This window comes from Ramlibacter sp. MAHUQ-53 (assembly GCF_052600055.1).
This window is the reverse complement of sequence record NZ_JBQWTS010000012.1, coordinates 72486-90709: the sequence shown is the minus strand read 5'-3', so window position 1 is coordinate 90709 and position 18224 is coordinate 72486. Positions and strand designations below refer to the sequence as shown.

The following is an 18224-nucleotide window of genomic DNA, read 5'->3' as shown; positions in this document are numbered from 1 at the left end:
TGAGCTTCTTGACGAAGGCTCGGGCCAGGCCGGAGTTGATCGCCCAGAACAGCAGGGCATGCAGCACCACCACCGCGGCGAAGCCGACCAGGTGCTTGCTGGGTTTGCGTTGGCTGCTGGCGTAGTCGTGGGTCACCGGCATGTCTCTCAATTCACGGATCAGGGGCGCAACCTTAAGGACGCGGCTCCCATTTGAGAAATTGATTCGAGACATGCGAGGAATCGAACCGGGAAATACTTTTAGGGTATCTACTTAGTTCGGGTCCCGTCCTCTGCCGCAGGCGCGCGGGCCACTACACTGCGCGCTCCTCATCCCTACCCACGAAGCGGCGCATGCGGTTCAACAAGCTGGATCTCAATCTGCTGGTGGCGCTCGACGCGCTGCTGGAGCACCGCAGCATCACGCTGGCGGCGGAGCGGGTCTACCTGAGCCAGTCGGCCATGAGCAACGCGCTCTCGCGCCTGCGCCAGTACTTCGACGACGAGCTGCTGGTGCAGATCGGGCGCCGGATGGAGCTCACGCCGCGCGCCGAGGGCCTGCGCGACGCGGTGCGCGACGTGCTCGTGCGCATCGACGCCACGGTGGCCAACCCGCCGATGTTCCAGCCGCACGACTCGAACCGGCAGTTCCGCATCGTCGTCTCCGACTACACGCTCAGCACCCTGGCGCCGCACGTGCTGGCGCTGGCGCACCAGGAGACGCGCTCGATCCGCTTCCAGTTCCTGCCGCAGGTGGACTCGCCCCAGCGCATGCTGGAGCGCGGCGACGCCGACCTGCTGGTCATCCCGAACAACTACGCCTCCACCGACCACCCCACCGAGCCGCTGGTGGAGGAGTCCTTCTGCTGCGTGGTGTGCCATGACAGCCGCCACGTGGGCCGGCCGCTCTCGCTGGAGGCCTACCAGGCCGCCGGCCATGTGGTGATGCAGCCGTCGGCCAGCCACAAGAGCTTCGAGAGCGTGGCCCTGGAGCAGCTGGGGGTGGAGCGCCGCATCGAGGTCAGCTCGTACGGCTTCACCTCGCTGCCCATGCTGCTGGCCGGCACCGACCGCATCGCCACCGTGCAGCGGCGCCTGGCCATGCAGCTGGCGAACCACCATCCGCTGGCGCTGCTGGACCTGCCGGTCGCGCTGCCCCGCATGGACCAGCGGATGCAGTGGCACAAGTACAAGTCCTCGGACCAGGGCCTGCTGTGGCTGCGGCAGCTGGCCAAGCTCGCGGCGCTGCGGATGGACCGCGCGCTCGGGCTCGCCGGCGCGGCGGGTTGACCCCGCCCGGCTGCCGCAAGCAGCGGTAACTCCATCCCCACGCCCGTAACCGCGGCGCGCCCTCGACGCCGCGCGCGGCTCGTGCCCCGCCGGGGCGCTGCGTCCCTCGGCTGAGGCAGCGCTCGCCAGCTCAGGCTCATCCACGGTCCCGCCGTCCATGCGCCGGTGCGCCTGGTTACGCGTGCAAGCAATCTCCTACATGGATGTCGGACACGTCCTACTAGAGTCGCGCCGCCTGCTGAGGCGCCAGCCCGCGCCCGGCTTCGTTCCGAGTCCTTCCGCATCCCCGATGAAACGACGCCTGTTCCTCCATGGCGGCTCCGCCGCCGCCCTCCTGACCCTGGCCGCCTGCGGCGGCGGCGGCACGTCCGCGCCGGCGCCCGATGCCGAGATCGCCCGCAAGCCGGTGAAGCCGCCGCCGGCCCCGGCCCCGGCGCCGGCGCCCGCGCCGGCCCCCGGCACCGTCGCCTACCCCTTCGGCTCCCGCAAGGACCTGGTGAACGGGCGCTACCCCTTCGGCATCCTGCCCGCCTCCGCCAGCTTCGCGGCCATGGACGCCAGCATCACCGCCTGCCATGCGGCGTGGAAGGCCCGCAACCTGGTGAAGTCGCCCGCGTTCACCGCCACGGCGGGCACGCTGGCCGGCCTGGTGATCACCGATGCCTGGCATGTGCGCTTCACGAACACGAGCTACGCCTGCGTGTCCGAGGGCATCGGCTACGGCATGCTGATCTCGGTGCTGATGGCGGGCAGCGATCCCGACGCGCGCACCGCCTTCGACGGCCTGCTGCGCACCGCGCGCGGCCGCCCCGCCTACGGCCACATCAACGCCGGCCGCGCCGAGGCGAAGTACCTGCACGAGTGGCGGCTGTCGTCCGCGATGGGCAGCGCCGGCGACGGCTGGAACGCCACCGACGGCGACCTCGACATCGCCCTGGCCCTGCTCATGGCCGACCGCCAGTGGGGCTCGGGCGGCGCGGTGAACTACCGCCAGGAGGCGCTGGCCACCATCGCGGCGCTCAAGTCGGTGAACTTCGCCGCCACCGGCGAGCCGCGCGGGCCGCAGCGCACCAACACCCGCACCTCGGACCACATGGTCGGCCACTTCCGCGCCTTCCGCCGCGCCACCGGCGACGCCTTCTGGGACCTGGCGATCAGCCGCTGCCTCAGCCTGGTCACCGGCATCGTCGCCAGCCACTCGCCGGTGGCGCGCCTGCAGCCCGGCTTCATCGTCGACTGCACGACCCGCCCCGCGCCCTCGCCGGGCAACCTCATCGAAGGGCCCTACGAGGGCCTCTACGACGCCAACGCGGTGCGCAACCCCTGGCGCTGGGGCACCGACTACCTGTTCTCGGGGGACGCGGGCTGGAAGGCGGTGGTCAGCGACATGACCCGCTTCCTCCGGGCCGACTGCGGCGGCAACCCGTTCAACGCCGCCGGCCTCTACAACCTCGACGGCAGCGCCGTCGGCGGGCGCTACTTCGCCGAGAGCACGGTGGGCCCGCTGATGGTGGGCTGCATGGTCGACGCCGAGCACCAGGCCTTCCTGGACACGCTGTGGTCGGCCAATGCCGCCCACTTCACCACCGACTACTACGACAGCGAGCTGCAGCTGATCCCGATGCTGGTGGCCTCGGGCAACTGGTGGAACCCGTGACGGGCGCCACCCGCGGGCGGCGGCGCGCCCTCAGCCCGCCAGGGCCTGCGCGTGGTGGCGCAGGTGGTCGTCGATGACGGTGGCGATGAAGTAGTAGCCGTGGTCGTAGCCCTCGTGGCGGCGCAGCGCCAGCGGCTGGCCCGCCTCGCGGCAGGCGGCCTCCAGCAGGTGCGGGTGCAGCTGCTCGGCGAGGAACTTGTCGGCCAGGCCCTGGTCCACGAGCAGCGGCGGCAGCCGCCCGCCGGCGCGGATCAGGGCGGTGGCGTCATGCGCCGCCCAGGCCGCGCGGTCCTCGCCCAGGTAGCCGGCGAAGGCCTTGGCGCCCCACGGGCACTGCGAGGGCGCGGCGATCGGCGCGATCGCCGAGACGCTGCGGTAGGCGCCGGGGTGGCGCAGGGCGAGCGTCAGCGCGCCGTGCCCGCCCATGGAGTGGCCGCAGATGCCGATGCGGTCACCGCGCGCCGGGAAGTTCGCCAGCACCAGCTCGCGCAGCTCGCGCGCTACCCAGGTCTCCATGCGGAAGCTGGCGGACCACGGCGCCTGCGTGGCGTCGAGGTAGAAGCCGGCGCCGTGGCCGAAGTCCCAGGCGGCGTCCGCGCCGTCGATGCCGGTGTCGCGCGGGCTGGTGTCCGGCGTGACCAGCATCAGCCCGAGCTGCGCCGCCAGGCGCTGCGCGCCGGCCTTGAAGGCGAAGGTCTCCTCGGTGCAGGTCAGGCCCGCCAGGAAGAACAGCACCGGCACCGGGCCCGCCGCCGCCTGCGGCGGCACGAACACGCCGAAGCGCATCGGCCCGCCGGTGGCCGCGGACGCATGCCGGTAGAAGCCCTGCGTGCCGCCGAAGCAGCGGTGCGCGGACAGGGTCTCCAGGGCCGCCATGCTCAGAACTCCACCACCGAGCGGATCGACTCGCCGCGCTTCATCAGGTCGAAGCCTTCGTTGATCTGGTCCAGGCGCAGCTTGTGCGTGATCAGGCTGTCGATGTCGATCTTGCCCTCCATGTACCAGTCCACGATCTTCGGCACGTCGGTGCGGCCGCGCGCGCCGCCGAAGGCCGAGCCTTCCCACTTGCGGCCGGTCACCAGCTGGAAGGGGCGGGTGCTGATCTCGGCGCCCGCCTCGGCCACGCCGATGATGATGCTGCGGCCCCAGCCCTTGTGCGTGCACTCCAGCGCCTGGCGCATGGTGGTGGTGTTGCCGATGCACTCGAAGCTGTAGTCGGCGCCGCCGTCGGTGAGCTGCACGATGGCGTCGACCACGTTGTCCACGTCCTTCGGGTTGATGAAGTGGGTCATGCCGAACTGGCGGGCCATGGCCTCGCGGCCGGGGTTCAGGTCCACGCCGATGATCCTGTCGGCGCCGACCATGCGCGCGCCCTGGATCACGTTCAGGCCGATGCCGCCCAGGCCGAACACCACCACGTTGGCGCCGGCCTCCACCTTGGCGTTGAAGATCACCGCGCCGATGCCGGTGGTCACGCCGCAGCCGATGTAGCAGACCTTGTCGAAGGGCGCGTCGGGGCGGATCTTCGCCAGCGCGATCTCCGGCACCACGATGTGGTTGGCGAAGGTGGAGGTGCCCATGTAGTGGAACAGCGGCTGGCCGTCCAGCGAGAAGCGGCTGGTGCCGTCGGGCATCAGGCCCTTGCCCTGGGTGGCGCGGATCGCCTGGCACAGGTTGGTCTTGCGCGAGAGGCAGAACTTGCACTGGCGGCACTCGGGCGTGTACAGCGGGATCACGTGGTCGCCGGGGCGCAGGCTGGTCACGCCGGCGCCCACGTCCACCACCACGCCCGCGCCCTCGTGGCCCAGGATGGCGGGGAACAGGCCCTCGGGGTCCGCGCCGGACAGGGTGTACCAGTCGGTGTGGCAGATGCCGGTGGCCTTGACCTCCACCAGCACCTCGCCGGCGCGCGGGCCGTCCAGGTCGACGGTCTCGATGGTCAGGGGCTGGCCGGCTTTCCAGGCGACGGCGGCTCGGGTCTTCATGGTCGTGTCCTCTTCTCGGGTCGGGGGTCGGTGCGGGCCTCGCGCCCGCGCAAGCCCGGGATGGTCGGTCACCGGCGGCTGGCTGTAAATGGAAGAAAGGGGACTTTAGAATTCCGCCGACTGGAACAATCGGCGCCGTCCTGCTTGCAAAACCACCTCGAACTCCTGCGCATCTTCCAGGCCGCCGCCGAGGGCGGCAGCTTCCGCGAGGCGGCCGCGCGCCTGGGCACCTCGCCGCAGTCGGTGACCCGCTCCATCCAGGAGCTGGAGGCGCATTTCGGCGAGCTGCTGTTCCACCGCAGCACGCGGCAGGTGCGCATCACCGCCTTCGGCGAGCAGCTGGCGGTGCGGGCGCGGTCCCTGCTGTCGGAGGCGGAGGCGCTGTTCCACCCGGCGGCGCAGGACGCCGCCACCGCCTTCACCGGGCGCGTGCGCATCACCGCGCCGCGGGTGCTGGGGCGGGTCTGCGTGGTGCCGGCGCTGGGCGGGCTGTCGGCCACGCAGCCCGGGCTGGCGCTGGACGTGCTGCTGTCCGATGCCTTCGCCGATGTGGTCGACGAGCAGATCGACGTCGGCGTGCGCATCGGCTTCCTGCGGGACAACCGCTTCGTCGCGCGCAAGGCCGGCGAGGTGGCGTTCTGCCTGGTCGCCACGCCGGGACTGCTGGCGCGCATCCGCGCCCCGCGCCGGCTCGAGGACCTGGCGGACCTGCCGGTGACGGCGCTGCTCGACCCCAACACCGGCCGCACCTGGCCCTGGCACTTCGAGGGCGGGCGCCAGTTCACGCCCGGCGCGCGCACCTTCCTCACCGACGACCCGGACGCCGAGCTCGGCGCCATCCTCGCGGGCGCCGCCATCGGCCAGGTGCCGGACTACCTGTGCGCGCCGCTGCTGCGGGCGGGGCGGCTGGTGAGCCTGCTGCCGCAGCTGGCGCCGCCGCCCTGGGGCGTCTACGTGTACCGGCCGCAGCGCGGGCCGGTGCCGGCGCGGGTGCGGCTGGTGTTCGACCACATCGTCGAGGCGGTGCGCCGGCACGGCGAGGGCCTGCGCGGGTGACGCGCCGAGCCGGCCGGCCCGGGGCAGGCGGCGACGGTAAGCTCGCCCGATCGAGACCCCGCCTGCGGCCATGAAACTCTCCGCCTTCACCGACTACAGCCTGCGCGTCCTGATCTACCTGGCGGCGCAGCCCGGGCAGCGGGCGACCATCGCCCGGATCGCGCAGGCGTTCGACGTGTCCGAGAACCACCTGGTGAAGGTGGTGCACTTCCTCGGCCGGCAGGGGTGGCTGGCCACCGTGCGCGGCAAGGGCGGCGGGATCGAGCTGGGCCTGGCGCCCGGGGAGATCGGGGTCGGCGCGGTGGTCCGGGCGACCGAGGGCGGGGACGAAGTGGCCGAGTGCTTCGGCGAGGAGCTCCGCTGCGCGATCGAGCCGGCCTGCCGCCTGCGCGGCGTGCTGCGCGAGGCCCTCGAGGCCTTCTACGCGGTGCTGGACCGCTACACCCTCGCCGACCTGGCGCGCAACCGCCACCAGATCGCGCGCATCCTGTTCATCGAGCCGGTGGCGGCCCCGGCGGACGCCGCGCGCCGGCGCTGACCCGGCCGGCCAGCGCCGCAGCGGCCGTCGTTGAGGCGGTTGTCGCTCGATGCCGGCTCCACCCGTCACAGCGCGCGCAAGGCGCCGGTGGCGACGTCGAACGGGAGCGGCCCCGGGTCCAGGCCCGCCAGCACCAGGCCGTCGCCCCTGCGCACCGGCGCCGCCATCGAGCTCATGCCGTGCGCCTGGGTGTCCTGGACCACGCTGTAGCCGCGCGTGCGGGGGTCGGCCAGCATCTTCAGCAAGGCCTCGGTGGCGACCTGCGCGAGGCCGGCGCCGTCGGGGGACGTTCAGATTTTTTGGCATGATGGGCCGGGACGCCCCGGACACAGGCGGGCGCAGGAGACATGGACATGATCGTGATGCGCGCACCCGCCGCGCCGGAGGCACCGGCATGGCGTTGATGGGAACCGCCGCCCTGGCGATGTGGTGGGACATGGCGCCGGAGATGCGCGCCGAGTTCGAGGACTGGCATTCGCACGAGCACTTCCGCGAGCGCCTGGGCATCCCCGGGTTCCGGCGCGCCACGCGCTGGGCCAGCGCCGATGGCGGCGAGGGCGTCTTCCAGGTGTACGAGCTGGAGGCCTACGAGGTCCTCTCCTCGCCCGCCTACCAGGCGCGCCTGAATGCGCCCACGCCCTGGTCCACGCGCATGATGCCGCACCACCGCCACATGGTCCGCAGCCAGTGCCGGGTGCTGGAATCGGCGGGCAGCCACACCGCGCGCCACGCGCTCACCGTGCGGCTGTCGCCGGCCGCGGGGCGTGACGGCGCGCTGCGCGGCGCGCTCGGCGCGCTGGGCGCCGCGCTGGCGGACCGCCCCGGCTGCGTCGGCGGCCACCTGCTGCGCCACGAGACGCCGGCGATCGCGCAGACCACCGAGCAGAAGATCCGCGGCGGGGACGGCACGGCGGACTGGGTCTTCATCGCCACCGGCTACGACCTCGAGGCCCTGCGCGCCCTGGCGGCCGGCGAGCTGTCCGACGCCGCGCTGCAGGCGCAGGGCGCCGCGCCCGGGGCGGCCAGGGGCCTGTACACGCTGTCCTATTCGGCCACGCCGGCCGACGTCGCCTGACCTCGCCGCAGGAGCAGAAGATCATCCAGGAGGTGGCGCTGGAAGCCGCCTCCTGCGAGCAGGCGACGGTCAAGGTCTGCCGCGACGAGATCGAGAAGGTCCGTGCCTCGATCCGCTGACGGCCCGCCGATGCCGCAGGCCGCCGTCCGGGTCAGTACGACTTGGGCAGGCCCAGGGCCTTCTCCGCGATGAAGCACAGGATCAACTGCGGGCTGACCGGCGCCAGCCGCGGGATCCAGGCTTCGCGCAGGTAGCGCTCCACGTGGTATTCCTTGGCGTAGCCCATGCCGCCGTGGGTGAAGATCGCGTTCTCGCAGGCGCCGTAGCAGGCTTCCGCGGCGAGGTACTTGGCGCTGTTGGCCTCCGCGCCGCAGGGCAGGCCCTGGTCATAGAGCCAGGCCGCCTTCTGCACCATCAGGTGCGCCGCCTCCAGCTCCATCCACGACTTGGCCAGCGGGTGCTGGATCGCCTGGTTCTTGCCGATCGGGCGGCCGAAGACCTCGCGCTCGGTGGCGTAGTTGGCCGCGCGGCGCAGCGCGGCGCGGCCCAGGCCGATGGCTTCCGAGGCGATCAGGATGCGCTCGGGGTTCAGCCCGTGCAGGATGTAGCTGAAGCCCTTGCCTTCCTCGCCCACGCGGTCCTCCACCGGGATGCGCAGGCCGTCGATGAAGACCTGGTTGGAGTCCACGCACTTGCGCCCGAGCTTCTCGATCTCGCGCACTTCGACGGTGGCGCGGTCCAGGTCCGTGTAGAACAGGCTCAGGCCCTCGGTGCCCTGGCATTCCTCCACCGGCGTGGTGCGTGCCAGCAGCAGGATCTTGTTGGCCACCTGCGCGGTGCTGATCCAGACCTTCTGGCCATGCACCACGTAGTGGTCACCCTCGCGCACCGCGCGGGTCTTGAGCTTGAGGGTGTTCAGGCCGGTGTTCGGCTCGGTGACGCCGAAGCAGGCCTTGTCCTGGCCGGCGATGAGGGGCGGCAGCCAGCGCTGCTTCTGTTCCTCGGTGCCGAATACGACGACCGGGTGCAGGCCGAAGATGTTCATGTGCACCGCCGAGGCGCCGGACAGGCCGGCGCCGGTCGCCGCGATGGTGTGCATCATCAGCGCCGCCTCGCTGATGCCCAGGCCGGCGCCGCCGTAGGCCTCGGGCATGGCGATGCCGAGCCAGCCGGCATCGGCCAGCGCGCGGTGGAAGTCGTGCGGGAAGCCGCCTTCGCGGTCCTTGCGCAGCCAGTAGTCGGCGTCGAAGGGCGCGCAGGCCTTCTCGATGGCCTCGCGGATCTGCTCCTGCTCGGGCGTCCAGTGGAAATTCATGTCGGGGCCTCGCTCGCGGTCACTGGGGGCGGACGACCTTGTCCGGCGATTCGCCGTAGGGCGGGCTGTAGATCACGAGCAGCTTCACCGGCGTGTCGCTGGTGACGGTGAAGACGTGCAGGGCGTCCGCGGGGAAGAAGCAGGTGTCGCCCGGCACCATCTCGAACGACTCGCCGGCCACTTCGACATGGGCCGTGCCTTCCAGCAGGTAGCAGGCCTGCTCCAGCCCGGGGTGGGCATGGGGCAGGGCGCCGCCGCCCTTGTGCAGGGTGCCCAGCACCACTTCCATGTGGCGCGCGCCGACGGTCTCGGGGCCGATCAGGCGCTGGTTGGTGGTGTGGTCGTGGTTGGCGGGGTGGTAGCCGGGAACGTCCGCGGCGCGGACCAGGTACTTGGGTTTCATGGGAGGACGGGAAGGAGGAAGGGGTCAGGCGGCGGCCATGCAGGCGCCCTGGTCGGCCAGGGCCCGCAGGTCGTTGTCGGAGTAGCCCGCCTCGCGCAGCACCTCGAGGGTGTGTTCGCCCAGGCGCGGGGCCGGCGCGAAGCGGCGCTCGGGCGGCGTGGCCGACCAGCGCGTGGGGTGGGCCAGCGTGTGCAGCGGGCCCTCGGTCGGGTGCACCGTGTCGTGCACGAAGCCGGTGGCGCGCAGCTGGGGGTTCGCCAGCAGGTCGGCGGGGCTGTTCATCGGCATGTTCGGCACGTCGGCGGCATCCAGCAGCGCGCGCCATTCGGCGGTGGTGCGGGTGCGCATGATCCGGGCGACCTCGGCGTACACCGCGTCGATGTTCGCGGCGCGCGCGCCGTGCGTGGCGAAGCGCGGGTCGGCGCCCAGGCCGTCGCCCTCGCCGATCGCGGCGAAGAAGCTGCGCCAGTGCTTGTCGTTGTAGATCAGGACGCACAGCATGCCGTCGCGCGTGGCGTAGGGCTTGCGGTGGCGCGTGAGCAGGCGGGCGTACCCCGGCTCGCCGCGCGGCGGCTCGAAGCTCAGGCCGGCCATGTGGTCGCCCAGGATGAACTGCGACATGGCCTCGAACATCGGCACCACCACCTCCTGGCCCAGGCCGGTCTGGCTGCGGGCATAGAGGGCCGCCGTGACGGCGTAGACTGCGTGCAGGCCGGTGACCCGGTCCGACAGCGTGGTCGGCGCGTAGCCCGGCTCGGGCGCTCCGTACTGCTGCATCAGCCAGGGCACGCCGGTGGCGCCCTGGATCAGGTCGTCATAGGCCGGGCGGGCGGCGTCGGGGCCCTCGGGGTCGAAGCCGCAGCAGCTCACGTAGATGAGGCGCCCGTTGCGCTGCCGCATCGCCTCGTAGCCCAGGCCGAGGCGGGCCATGGCCAGCGGCCGCACGTTGGTGATGAAGACGTCGCAGCCCTCGGCCAGGCGCAGGGCGGCTTCGCGCCCCTGCGCCTGCTTGAGGTCCAGCACCACGCTCTTCTTGCCCGCGTTGGCGTGCAGGAAGATGTGGCCCATGCCGGGATGGTTCATCGGCCCGACATGGCGCATGTTGTCGCCGTCGGGAGATTCGACCTTGATCACCTCGGCCCCGAGCTGGGCCAGGATCTGGGTGGCGAAGGGCCCCATGATCACCGAGGTGAGGTCGAGGATGCGCACGCCGGCCAGGGGGCCGGTGCGCGCCGGGCGGGAGTCGGCAGGCTGCATGCTCACTCGGGCCGGATGCCGGCGCGCTTGATCAGGTCCGTCCAGTTCGCGAGCTGGTCGGCCACGTACTTGGTGAATTCCTCGGGCGTCTTGCTGGGCCAGACCTCGAAGCCGAGCTGGCTCAGCTGGTCCTGCACCTCCTTCTCGGCGAGTACCTGCAGCACCTCGGCGTTGAGGCGGTCCACCACCGGCTTGGGCAGGCCGGCGGGGCCGAAGATGCCGTTCCAGGAGGTGAGGTCGAAGCCGGGCACGGCGCTGGCCACCGGCGGCACGCCGGGCAGGCTCTTGAGCGGCGCGCGGGTGGTCACGGCCAGGGCGCGCACGTTGCCGCCCTTGATCATGCCCATGCTCGAGCCGAGGTCGGCCACGTACATCTGCACCTGCCCGCCCGCCAGGTCGGTGAGCGCCTGCGGGCTGGACTTGTAGGGGACGCCCAGCACGTCGATGCCGGCGATGCGCTTGATGGTCTCCGAGGCCACCAGCGAGGTGCTGTTCGGCGTGGCGTACGACAGCTTGCCGGGCTGGGCCTTCGCGATGCCGATGAACTCCTGGAGGGTCTTGGCCGGGTGCGAGGCGTTGACCAACAGCGCGAAGGGCAGCTCGCCCACGCGCACCACCGGCGTGAAGTCCTTGATCGGGTCGTACTTCAGGTTGGTGAACAGCGCCGGGTTGGCCGAGTGCGAGGTGTTCGTCGTCATGAACAGCGTGTAGCCGTCGGGTTTGGCCTTGGCGACGAACTGCGCGCCGATCTGGGCGCTGGCGCCGGCCTTGTTGTCGACGAGCACCGGCTGCTTGAGCCGCTCGCCCAGCCGCTTGGCGACGATGCGGGCCACCGCGTCGGTGCCGCTGCCGGCGGCGAAGGGCACCACCATCGTGATCGGGGCGGTGGGGTAGGCGGGGGCCTGCGCCATGGCGGCCGCGGAGGCGGCGAGGGCGGCGGCGCCGAGGGCGCGGGTGATGAACGTCATGCGAGTCTCCTGGAGGCGGTCTGTGGTTATGTGAGTCCGGGCGAGACATCGTGGCCGGGGTGACGATTCCCGTCCAATTCATTTTTTGGCTCGTATGATTCTTTTCTCGAATCCTTGAGGTTCCCGGGATGAAGCTGCATTTCCTGCGTTATTTCGTCGTACTCGCCGAGGAGCTGCACTTCGGCCGGGCGGCCCAGCGGCTGTCCATCACGCAGCCGCCCCTGAGTTCAGCCATCAAGTCCCTGGAGGAGGCGCTGGGCGTGCAGTTGCTGCTGCGAAACAGCAAGCATGTCGCGCTCACGCCGGCCGGCACCGCCTTCCTCGTCGAGGCACAGCAGATCCTGGACCGCGTGGCCCGCGCGGGCAGCATCGCCCAGGCGGTGGCCGGGGGCATCAGCGGCCGGCTCGACGTGGGCACGACCGGCTCCCTGGTCTACCGGGACGTGCCCGCCATCGTGCAGGCCTTCAGCCACGAGATGCCGGGCATCGACGTGGTGCTGCGCGAGATGTCCACCGCCGAGCAGCTGCAGGACCTGCTGCATGGCCGCCTCGACGCCGGCTTCATCAATGCCCCGTCGGTGCCGCCGCAGCTGCAGTCGCTGCCGCTGGTGCCCGACGAGTTCGTGGTGGCCCTGCCCGCCACCCACCCGCGCAGCGGCGCGCGGGTGGTCGACCTGCAGGCGCTGCGGGACGAGAGCTTCGTGATGTTCTCGCGCGAGGTCTCGCCGGCCAACTACGACAACGTCATCGCCATCTTCAGCCGCGCGGGCATCCACCCGCGCACCGTGCATGCGGCGCGCCAGTGGCTCACCATCGTGGCGATGGTGGCCCAGGGCCTGGGGGTGTCGCTGGTGCCCCGCTCGATCGCGCAGTCGCGCGTGGAGGGCGTGCGCTTCGTGCGCTTCGCGGGGCCTGCGGCGCCTGCGCCGGCGCTGCTGGTGTGGAATCCGGCGCATGCCCGCCCGGCGCTGGACAGCTTCCTGCGCAGCGCGGCGCAGACGCTGCGCGGGCTGGGAACGGGCCGCCGGCGCGCCCGGGCGCCGGGGTGAGCCCGCGGCGTCAGGCGATCTCGAGGTTGTCGATCAGGCGCGTGGCACCCAGCCTGGCCGCGCCGAGGGCGACCAGGGGCTCCTCGCCCTGCGGGGCCTGCAGGTCGTGCTGGCGGCGCACGGTGAGGTAGTCCGGCTGCCAGCCGCGCGCGCGCAGGGCGTCCAGGGCCTCGCGCTCCATTGCGGCGAAGTCGCGGCGGCCGGACTTCACCTGGGCGGCCAGCGCCTTCAGCGCCAGCGACAGCTGCACCGCCTCCTGGCGCTCCGGGGGCGAGAGGTACATGTTGCGCGAGGACAGGGCCAGGCCGTCGTCGGCGCGCAGCGTTTCGCCCGCGACGATCTCGATGGGCAGCGCGAACTGCCGCACCAGGCCGCGAATGACCATCAGCTGCTGGTAGTCCTTCTTGCCGAAGCAGGCGTACTTCGGCTGCACGCACCCGAACAGCTTCATGACCACCGTGCTCACGCCGACGAAGAAGCCGGGGCGGAACTCGCCCTCGAGGATGTCGGCGACCTCGGTGGGCGGGTGCACCTTGTAGCCCTGGGGCTCGGGGTACAGGTCCTGCTCGGAGGGGGCGAAGACGATGTCGCAGCCGGCCGGCGCGAGCTTGGCGCAGTCGGCGTCCAGGGTGCGCGGGTAGCGGTCGAAGTCCTCGTGCGGCAGGAACTGCAGGCGGTTGACGAAGATGCTGGCGACGACCACGTCGCCCAGCGTGCGGGCCTGGCGCACCAGGGCCAGGTGGCCGTCATGCAGGTTGCCCATGGTGGGCACGAAGGCGGGGCGCTGCGCCCCGGCGAGCGCGGCGCGCAGCTCGCCGATGGTGTGGACGATCTTCATGCGGAAATCAGTAGGTGTGGACCTGCGGCTGCGGGAACGTGCCCGACTTCACGGCGTCGACATACGCCTTGATGGCCGCGGGGATGCTGGGCGAGCCGTCCATGAAGTTGCGCACGAAGCGTGGCAGGCGGCCGTGGTTCAGTCCCAGCATGTCGTGCAGCACCAGCACCTGGCCGCTGGTGTCGGGGCCGGCGCCGATGCCGATGGTGGGGATGTCGATGGCCTGCGTGACCTGCGCGCCGACCGCGGAGGGAATGAGCTCCAGCACCAGCATCGAGGCGCCGGCATCGCGCACCTCGCGCGCATGCCGCACCAGCGTGGCGGCGGCCGCGTCGTCGCGGCCCTGGATGCGGTAGCCGCCCAGGGCGTGCACGTACTGCGGGGTCAGGCCCAGGTGGGCGCACACCGGGATGCCGCGCTCCACGAGGAAGCGGATGGTCTCGGCCGTCCAGCCGGCGCCTTCGAGCTTGACCATGTGCGCGCCGGCCTGCATCAGCGCCGTGGCGCTGGCGATGGCCTGCGCGTTGGATTGCTGGTAGCTGCCATAGGGCAGGTCGCCGATGATCCAGCCCTGGCGCGCGCCGCGCGCCACGCAGGCCACGTGGTAGGCCATGTCGGACAGCTGCACCGGCACGGTGGAGGCATGGCCCTGGAGCACCATGCCCAGGGAGTCGCCGATCAGGAGGCAGTCGACGCCGGCATCGTCGAGGACGTGCGCGAAGGTGGCGTCATAGCAGGTCAGCATGGCGATCTTCTCCCCGGCGGCGTGCATCTCGCGCAGGCGGTGGAGCGTCATGGGCTTGCGGACGGTGTCGGTCATGGTCGCAGCGGTCGTTCGGAAGTCGGGGTGGAGTCTAACGAGGTCGGCTGACGGCGCGCACTGGCGGCCCTCAGCGCGCCAGGGCCGCCTCGATGTCGCGCGCCAGCGAGCCGGGCTTGGCCAGCGGCGCGTAGCGGCGGATCACGCGGCCATCGCGCCCGACCAGGAACTTGGTGAAGTTCCACTTGATCGCGCGCGTCCCCAGCAGGCCCGGCGCCTGCGCGGTGAGCCACCGGTACAGGGGGTGGGCCCCGGGGCCCTTGACCTCGACCCGCTCCATCATGGGAAAGCTCACGCCGTAGTTCGCCTGGCAGAACGCGCCGATCTCGGCGTTGCTGCCCGGGTCCTGCGCGCCGAACTGGTTGCAGGGGAAGCCGAGCACCGCCAGCCCGCGCGGGCCGTACTGCCGGTGCAGGGCCTCCAGCCCGGCGAACTGGGGCGTGAAGCCGCAGGCGCTGGCGGTGTTCACCACCAGCAGCACCTGGCCGCGGTGCTGCGACAGCGGCCAGGGCGTGCCGTCGATGCGGCGGGCCTCGAAGTCATGGGCGGTGGTCATCGGCGTGGGGTCCATCGGCCGATTGTGCGGCGGCCGGCGCGCGCGCGGGCCAGGCCGACCAGATGGCCGCGGCGAGGATCAGGGCGCCGCCGGCGAGCACGCCCGGCGTGAGGTCGGCCGCGCCCAGGGCGACCGAGGAGACGCTGGCGAACACCACCTCGGACAGCATGATCAGCGCGGTGGCCTGCGCCGGCAGGCGCGTGGCGCCGTACTGCAAGGCCACGTTCCCGAGCAGGAAGGCCAGGGCCAGGACCGCCGCCAGCGGCACGCCGTCCAGGCCCAGGCGCGGCGCGGCCACGGCACCCAGCATCCCGCCGGCCAGGGCGGTGAGCGCGGACAGGAGGGCGCCGCCGGCGAACATGGCCAGCACGCGCGAGGGCGCCGGCACCTGCTCCATGCGCCGCAGCATCAGGTTGGTGATGGCGAAGCACAGGCCCGCGCCCAGGCCGAGCCAGTCGGCCAGGCTGGCGGGCAGGGGTAGGCCGCCGTGGCCGGCCGGGTCCAGCACCACGACCACGCCGGCCAGGGCCAGCGCCAGGCGCGCCACCGCCACCGGGGTGGGTTTCTCGCCGATCAGGGGCCAGGCCAGCACGATGGACCAGGCGGGCATCAGGTAGAACAGCAGCACCACCCGCACCACGTCGCCGATGGACACGCCCCAGTTGAACCCCACGTTGGTCAGGCCGGCCACCGCGCCCAGCACCCAGGCCGAGGGGTGGCCCACCGCCTCGCGCAGCGCGCGCGGGCGCCAGGCGAGCAGGACGGCGAGGGACAGCAGGTAGACGCCGGCGGTGGCCCACAGCGGGTGCAGGCCGCGCGCCTGCAGCTCGCGGAACGGCCACCAGGAGATGCCCCAGACGAAGGCGTTGGCGACCAGCGCCAGCGCCGCGCCCGCCGCCTGGCGGTTGATGCCGTGCACAGGCCTCAGCTGCCGTGCATGTTGTCGTGGCGCGCGATCTCCAGCAGGTGGTCGACCTCGTCCTTGTGCTTGACGAGGTTGCTGGCGTGCCAGCGCTGGATCACGTACATCGCGCCGGCGACGATCAGGCCGAAGCCGGTGATGGCGCCGAAGGCCGACAGCCCGATGCCGGTGGACAGGCTGTACAGCGCGCCCAGGCCCAGGATGCAGGCCTGCTCGTTGAAGTTCTGCACGGCGATGGAGCGGCCCGCGCCCATGAGGTTGTGGCCGCGGTGCTGCAGCAGCGCGTTCATCGGCACCACCAGGAAGCCGCCGAGCGCGCCCAGCAGGATCAGGAACGGGGCGGCGGCCCAGACGTTGCTGATGAAGTTCATGAGGATCACCAGCAGGCCCATGCCGATGCCCAGGGGCATCACGCTGGTGGCCATGTCCAGGCGCATGCGCATGGAGGCGGCGACCGCGCCGATGGCGGTGCCCAGGGCCACCACCCCGGTGAGGGCCGAGGCCTGGGTGGTGCCGTAGCCCAGGGCCACCGCGCTCCAGGCCAGGATGATGTAGCGCAGGTTGCCCGAGACGCCCCAGAACAGGGTGGTGGTGGCCAGCGAGATCTGGCCCAGCTTGTCGCGCCACAGGCGGGTGTTGCAGGTCCAGAAGTCCGGCACCAGGGCCAGCGGGTTCGGCGGGATGGGGCGCATCTCGACGCCGGTGTCCGGTATGCGGGTGTTGAACCACGCGGCCAGGCCGTAGACGAAGATCAGCAGCGCGATGGCGGCCTCGGGCGGGGTGTCGACGCCGGTGGCGATGAGGGGGAAGTCCAGCGCCAGCAGCTGGCTCGAGACCGCATGGCCCACCAGCTGGCCCCCGAGCAGGATGCCCAGGATGATGGAGGCGATGGTCAGGCCCTCGATCCAGCCATTGGCCTTGACCAGCTGGGAGGGCGGCAGCAGCTCGGTGAGGATGCCGTACTTGGCCGGCGAGTAGGCCGCGGCGCCCAGGCCCACCACCGCGTACGACAGCAGCGGGTGCGAGCCGAACAGCATCATCAGGCAGCCCACCACCTTGATGGCGTTGCTGATGAACATGACCTTGCCCTTGGGGAGTGCGTCCGCGAAGGCGCCCACGAAGGGCGCGAGCACCACGTAGAACAGGGCGAACATCGGCACGAGCGCCGCGCGCTGCCACTCGGGCGCGCCGCCGGACTTGAGCAGTTCCACCGCGGTCACGAACAATGCGTTGTCGGCCAGCGAGCTGAAGAACTGCGCCGACATGATGGTGTAAAAGCCGCGCTTCATTCGTGATGCGGCCGCGCGTGCAGGGGTGCGACGCGCGGCGGGTTGCCTGTCTCCAAAATTGACGCTGGGTTATATCACGCAGGGTGGTGCCACAATCCCCGCGAAAGCCAGCGTTGCCACCGTCCCATGCCCCGTCCCATCCAGGCCACCATCCACACCGAGGCCCTGCGCCACAACCTTGCGCGCGTGCGGCAGGCCGCACCGGATGCGCGTGTCTGGGCCGTGGTCAAGGCCGATGCGTACGGCCACGGCATCGAGCGTGCATACGAAGGATTGCGTGGGGCCGACGGCTTCGCGCTGCTGGACCTGGCCGAGGCGCAGCGCGTGCGCGCGCTCGGCTGGCGCGGCCCGGTGCTGCTGCTCGAGGGCGTGTTCGAGACGCGCGACCTGGAGCTGTGCTCGCGCCTGGGGCTGTGGCATGCGGTGCACTGCGAGGAGCAGATCGACATGCTGGCGGTGCACAAGACGCATGTGCCGCACCGCGTCTTCCTCAAGATGAACTCGGGCATGAACCGCCTGGGCTTCGCGCCGCAGGCGCTGCGCACCGCCTGGGCGCGGCTGAACGCGCTGCCGCAGGTGGACGAGATCTCGCTGATGACGCACTTCAGCGATGCCGACACCGCCCGCGGCATCGCCCACCAGATGCAGGCCTTCACCGAGGCCACGCGCGACCTGCCGGGCGAGCGCAGCCTGGCCAACAGCGCCGCGGCCCTGCGCTTCGGCGAGGACCCGGCGGTGCGCGCCGACTGGGTGCGCCCGGGCATCGCGCTGTACGGCAGCTCGCCCGACTTCCCCGACCACGACATCGCACACTGGGGCCTCGCGCCCACCCTGACCCTGTCCACCCGCCTGATCGGCGTGCAGCGCCTGCAGGCGGGCGACAGCGTGGGCTACGGCTCGTCCTTCGTCGCCGAGGGGCCGATGCGCGTGGGCGTGGCGGCGGTGGGCTATGCCGATGGCTACCCGCGCCACTGCGGCACCGGCACGCCGGTGCTGGTCGACGGCGTGCGCACCCGCACGCTGGGCCGCGTGAGCATGGACATGGTCGCGGTGGACCTCACGCCGGTGCCCGACGCCGGCTTCGGCAGCGAGGTCACGCTGTGGGGCCGCGCCACGCGCGGCACGGTGCTGCCGATCGATGAGGTGGCCCGGGCCGCGGGCACGGTGGGGTACGAGCTGATGTGCGCGGTGGCGGTGGCGCGAGTGGCGAAGGTGGCGGACTGAGCA

At 71.9% G+C, this 18224-nt stretch carries 19 protein-coding genes; 7 read left to right on the top strand and 12 right to left on the bottom strand.

Annotated features, from left to right (window positions below; translation table 11 throughout):
• Positions 1 to 333 precede the first annotated feature (333 nt).
• Positions 334 to 1269 carry a LysR family transcriptional regulator gene (locus tag ACT80S_RS17045; protein WP_377418034.1) on the top strand — a complete coding sequence of 312 codons (936 nt, stop codon included), beginning with the start codon at positions 334 to 336 and terminating at the stop codon, positions 1267 to 1269.
• Between the two features lie 289 nt (positions 1270 to 1558).
• Positions 1559 to 2926, top strand: coding sequence for a glycosyl hydrolase family 8 (locus tag ACT80S_RS17040; RefSeq protein WP_377418032.1), 1368 nt, complete (start codon positions 1559 to 1561; stop codon positions 2924 to 2926).
• Between the two features lie 30 nt (positions 2927 to 2956).
• On the opposite strand, the gene fghA is transcribed toward ACT80S_RS17040, so the two are convergent.
• Together fghA and ACT80S_RS17030 are read right to left on the bottom strand one after the other, a co-directional pair.
• Entirely contained in the window at positions 2957 to 3802 is an 846-nt protein-coding gene (gene fghA, locus ACT80S_RS17035) for an S-formylglutathione hydrolase (RefSeq protein ID WP_377418030.1), read from the bottom strand.
• A gap of 2 nt (positions 3803 to 3804) precedes the next feature.
• A complete protein-coding gene (locus ACT80S_RS17030) occupies positions 3805 to 4911 on the bottom strand; it encodes an S-(hydroxymethyl)glutathione dehydrogenase/class III alcohol dehydrogenase (protein ID WP_377418028.1) in 1107 nt (368 codons plus the stop codon).
• A 144-nt stretch (positions 4912 to 5055) separates the two neighbouring features.
• Here ACT80S_RS17030 and ACT80S_RS17025 point away from each other — a divergent pair, with 144 nt between their 5' ends.
• Together ACT80S_RS17025 and ACT80S_RS17020 are read left to right on the top strand one after the other, a co-directional pair.
• Complete coding sequence (locus ACT80S_RS17025; protein WP_377418026.1) at positions 5056 to 5967, top strand: LysR family transcriptional regulator; 912 nt, start codon at positions 5056 to 5058, stop codon at positions 5965 to 5967.
• Positions 5968 to 6037: 70 nt separating this feature from the next.
• Entirely contained in the window at positions 6038 to 6505 is a 468-nt protein-coding gene (locus ACT80S_RS17020; RefSeq protein WP_377418024.1) for an RrF2 family transcriptional regulator, read from the top strand.
• 65 nt (positions 6506 to 6570) lie between these two features.
• Here the strand turns inward: ACT80S_RS17020 and ACT80S_RS17015 are convergent, their stop codons facing one another.
• On the bottom strand, positions 6571 to 6741 hold the full coding sequence (locus ACT80S_RS17015; protein WP_445323092.1) for a hypothetical protein: 171 nt from the start codon (positions 6739 to 6741) through the stop codon (positions 6571 to 6573).
• A 158-nt stretch (positions 6742 to 6899) separates the two neighbouring features.
• Between ACT80S_RS17015 and ACT80S_RS17010 the strand changes: the two genes are divergently transcribed.
• Positions 6900 to 7580 (top strand): hypothetical protein, encoded by a 681-nt coding sequence (locus ACT80S_RS17010; RefSeq protein WP_377418020.1) that lies wholly within the window; start codon positions 6900 to 6902, stop codon positions 7578 to 7580.
• Positions 7581 to 7731: 151 nt separating this feature from the next.
• Here the strand turns inward: ACT80S_RS17010 and ACT80S_RS17005 are convergent, their stop codons facing one another.
• The 4 genes from ACT80S_RS17005 to ACT80S_RS16990 are packed head-to-tail and all read right to left on the bottom strand — an operon-like array spanning position 7732 to position 11523.
• Complete coding sequence (locus ACT80S_RS17005) at positions 7732 to 8895, bottom strand: acyl-CoA dehydrogenase family protein (RefSeq protein ID WP_377418018.1); 1164 nt, start codon at positions 8893 to 8895, stop codon at positions 7732 to 7734.
• 19 nt (positions 8896 to 8914) lie between these two features.
• Entirely contained in the window at positions 8915 to 9298 is a 384-nt protein-coding gene (locus ACT80S_RS17000; RefSeq protein ID WP_377418016.1) for a cupin domain-containing protein, read from the bottom strand.
• Between the two features lie 24 nt (positions 9299 to 9322).
• A complete protein-coding gene (locus ACT80S_RS16995; RefSeq protein WP_377418014.1) occupies positions 9323 to 10555 on the bottom strand; it encodes a CaiB/BaiF CoA transferase family protein in 1233 nt (410 codons plus the stop codon).
• Between the two features lie 2 nt (positions 10556 to 10557).
• Positions 10558 to 11523 carry a Bug family tripartite tricarboxylate transporter substrate binding protein gene (locus tag ACT80S_RS16990; RefSeq protein WP_377418012.1) on the bottom strand — a complete coding sequence of 322 codons (966 nt, stop codon included), beginning with the start codon at positions 11521 to 11523 and terminating at the stop codon, positions 10558 to 10560.
• A gap of 128 nt (positions 11524 to 11651) precedes the next feature.
• On the opposite strand from ACT80S_RS16990, the gene ACT80S_RS16985 reads away from it, so the two are divergent.
• Positions 11652 to 12572 (top strand): LysR family transcriptional regulator, encoded by a 921-nt coding sequence (locus ACT80S_RS16985; RefSeq protein WP_377418010.1) that lies wholly within the window; start codon positions 11652 to 11654, stop codon positions 12570 to 12572.
• A gap of 10 nt (positions 12573 to 12582) precedes the next feature.
• Here ACT80S_RS16985 and panC read toward each other — a convergent pair whose 3' ends face one another.
• The 5 genes from panC to lplT form a co-directional block, all read right to left on the bottom strand.
• Positions 12583 to 13410 carry a pantoate--beta-alanine ligase gene (gene panC / locus ACT80S_RS16980; RefSeq protein WP_377418008.1) on the bottom strand — a complete coding sequence of 276 codons (828 nt, stop codon included), beginning with the start codon at positions 13408 to 13410 and terminating at the stop codon, positions 12583 to 12585.
• 7 nt (positions 13411 to 13417) lie between these two features.
• Entirely contained in the window at positions 13418 to 14230 is an 813-nt protein-coding gene (panB, locus tag ACT80S_RS16975) for a 3-methyl-2-oxobutanoate hydroxymethyltransferase (protein ID WP_377418006.1), read from the bottom strand.
• Positions 14231 to 14300: 70 nt separating this feature from the next.
• Complete coding sequence (locus tag ACT80S_RS16970; RefSeq protein WP_377418004.1) at positions 14301 to 14786, bottom strand: glutathione peroxidase; 486 nt, start codon at positions 14784 to 14786, stop codon at positions 14301 to 14303.
• Positions 14770 to 15705: an EamA family transporter gene (locus ACT80S_RS16965; RefSeq protein WP_377418002.1), complete on the bottom strand. Its 936-nt coding sequence runs from the start codon at positions 15703 to 15705 to the stop codon at positions 14770 to 14772. Before ACT80S_RS16965 ends, ACT80S_RS16970 begins: the two co-directional genes overlap by 17 nt.
• 5 nt (positions 15706 to 15710) lie before the next feature.
• Positions 15711 to 16997: a lysophospholipid transporter LplT gene (gene lplT / locus ACT80S_RS16960; RefSeq protein WP_377418000.1), complete on the bottom strand. Its 1287-nt coding sequence runs from the start codon at positions 16995 to 16997 to the stop codon at positions 15711 to 15713.
• Positions 16998 to 17123: 126 nt separating this feature from the next.
• Here lplT and alr point away from each other — a divergent pair, with 126 nt between their 5' ends.
• Positions 17124 to 18221 carry an alanine racemase gene (alr, locus tag ACT80S_RS16955; protein ID WP_377417998.1) on the top strand — a complete coding sequence of 366 codons (1098 nt, stop codon included), beginning with the start codon at positions 17124 to 17126 and terminating at the stop codon, positions 18219 to 18221.
• Positions 18222 to 18224 lie beyond the last annotated feature (3 nt).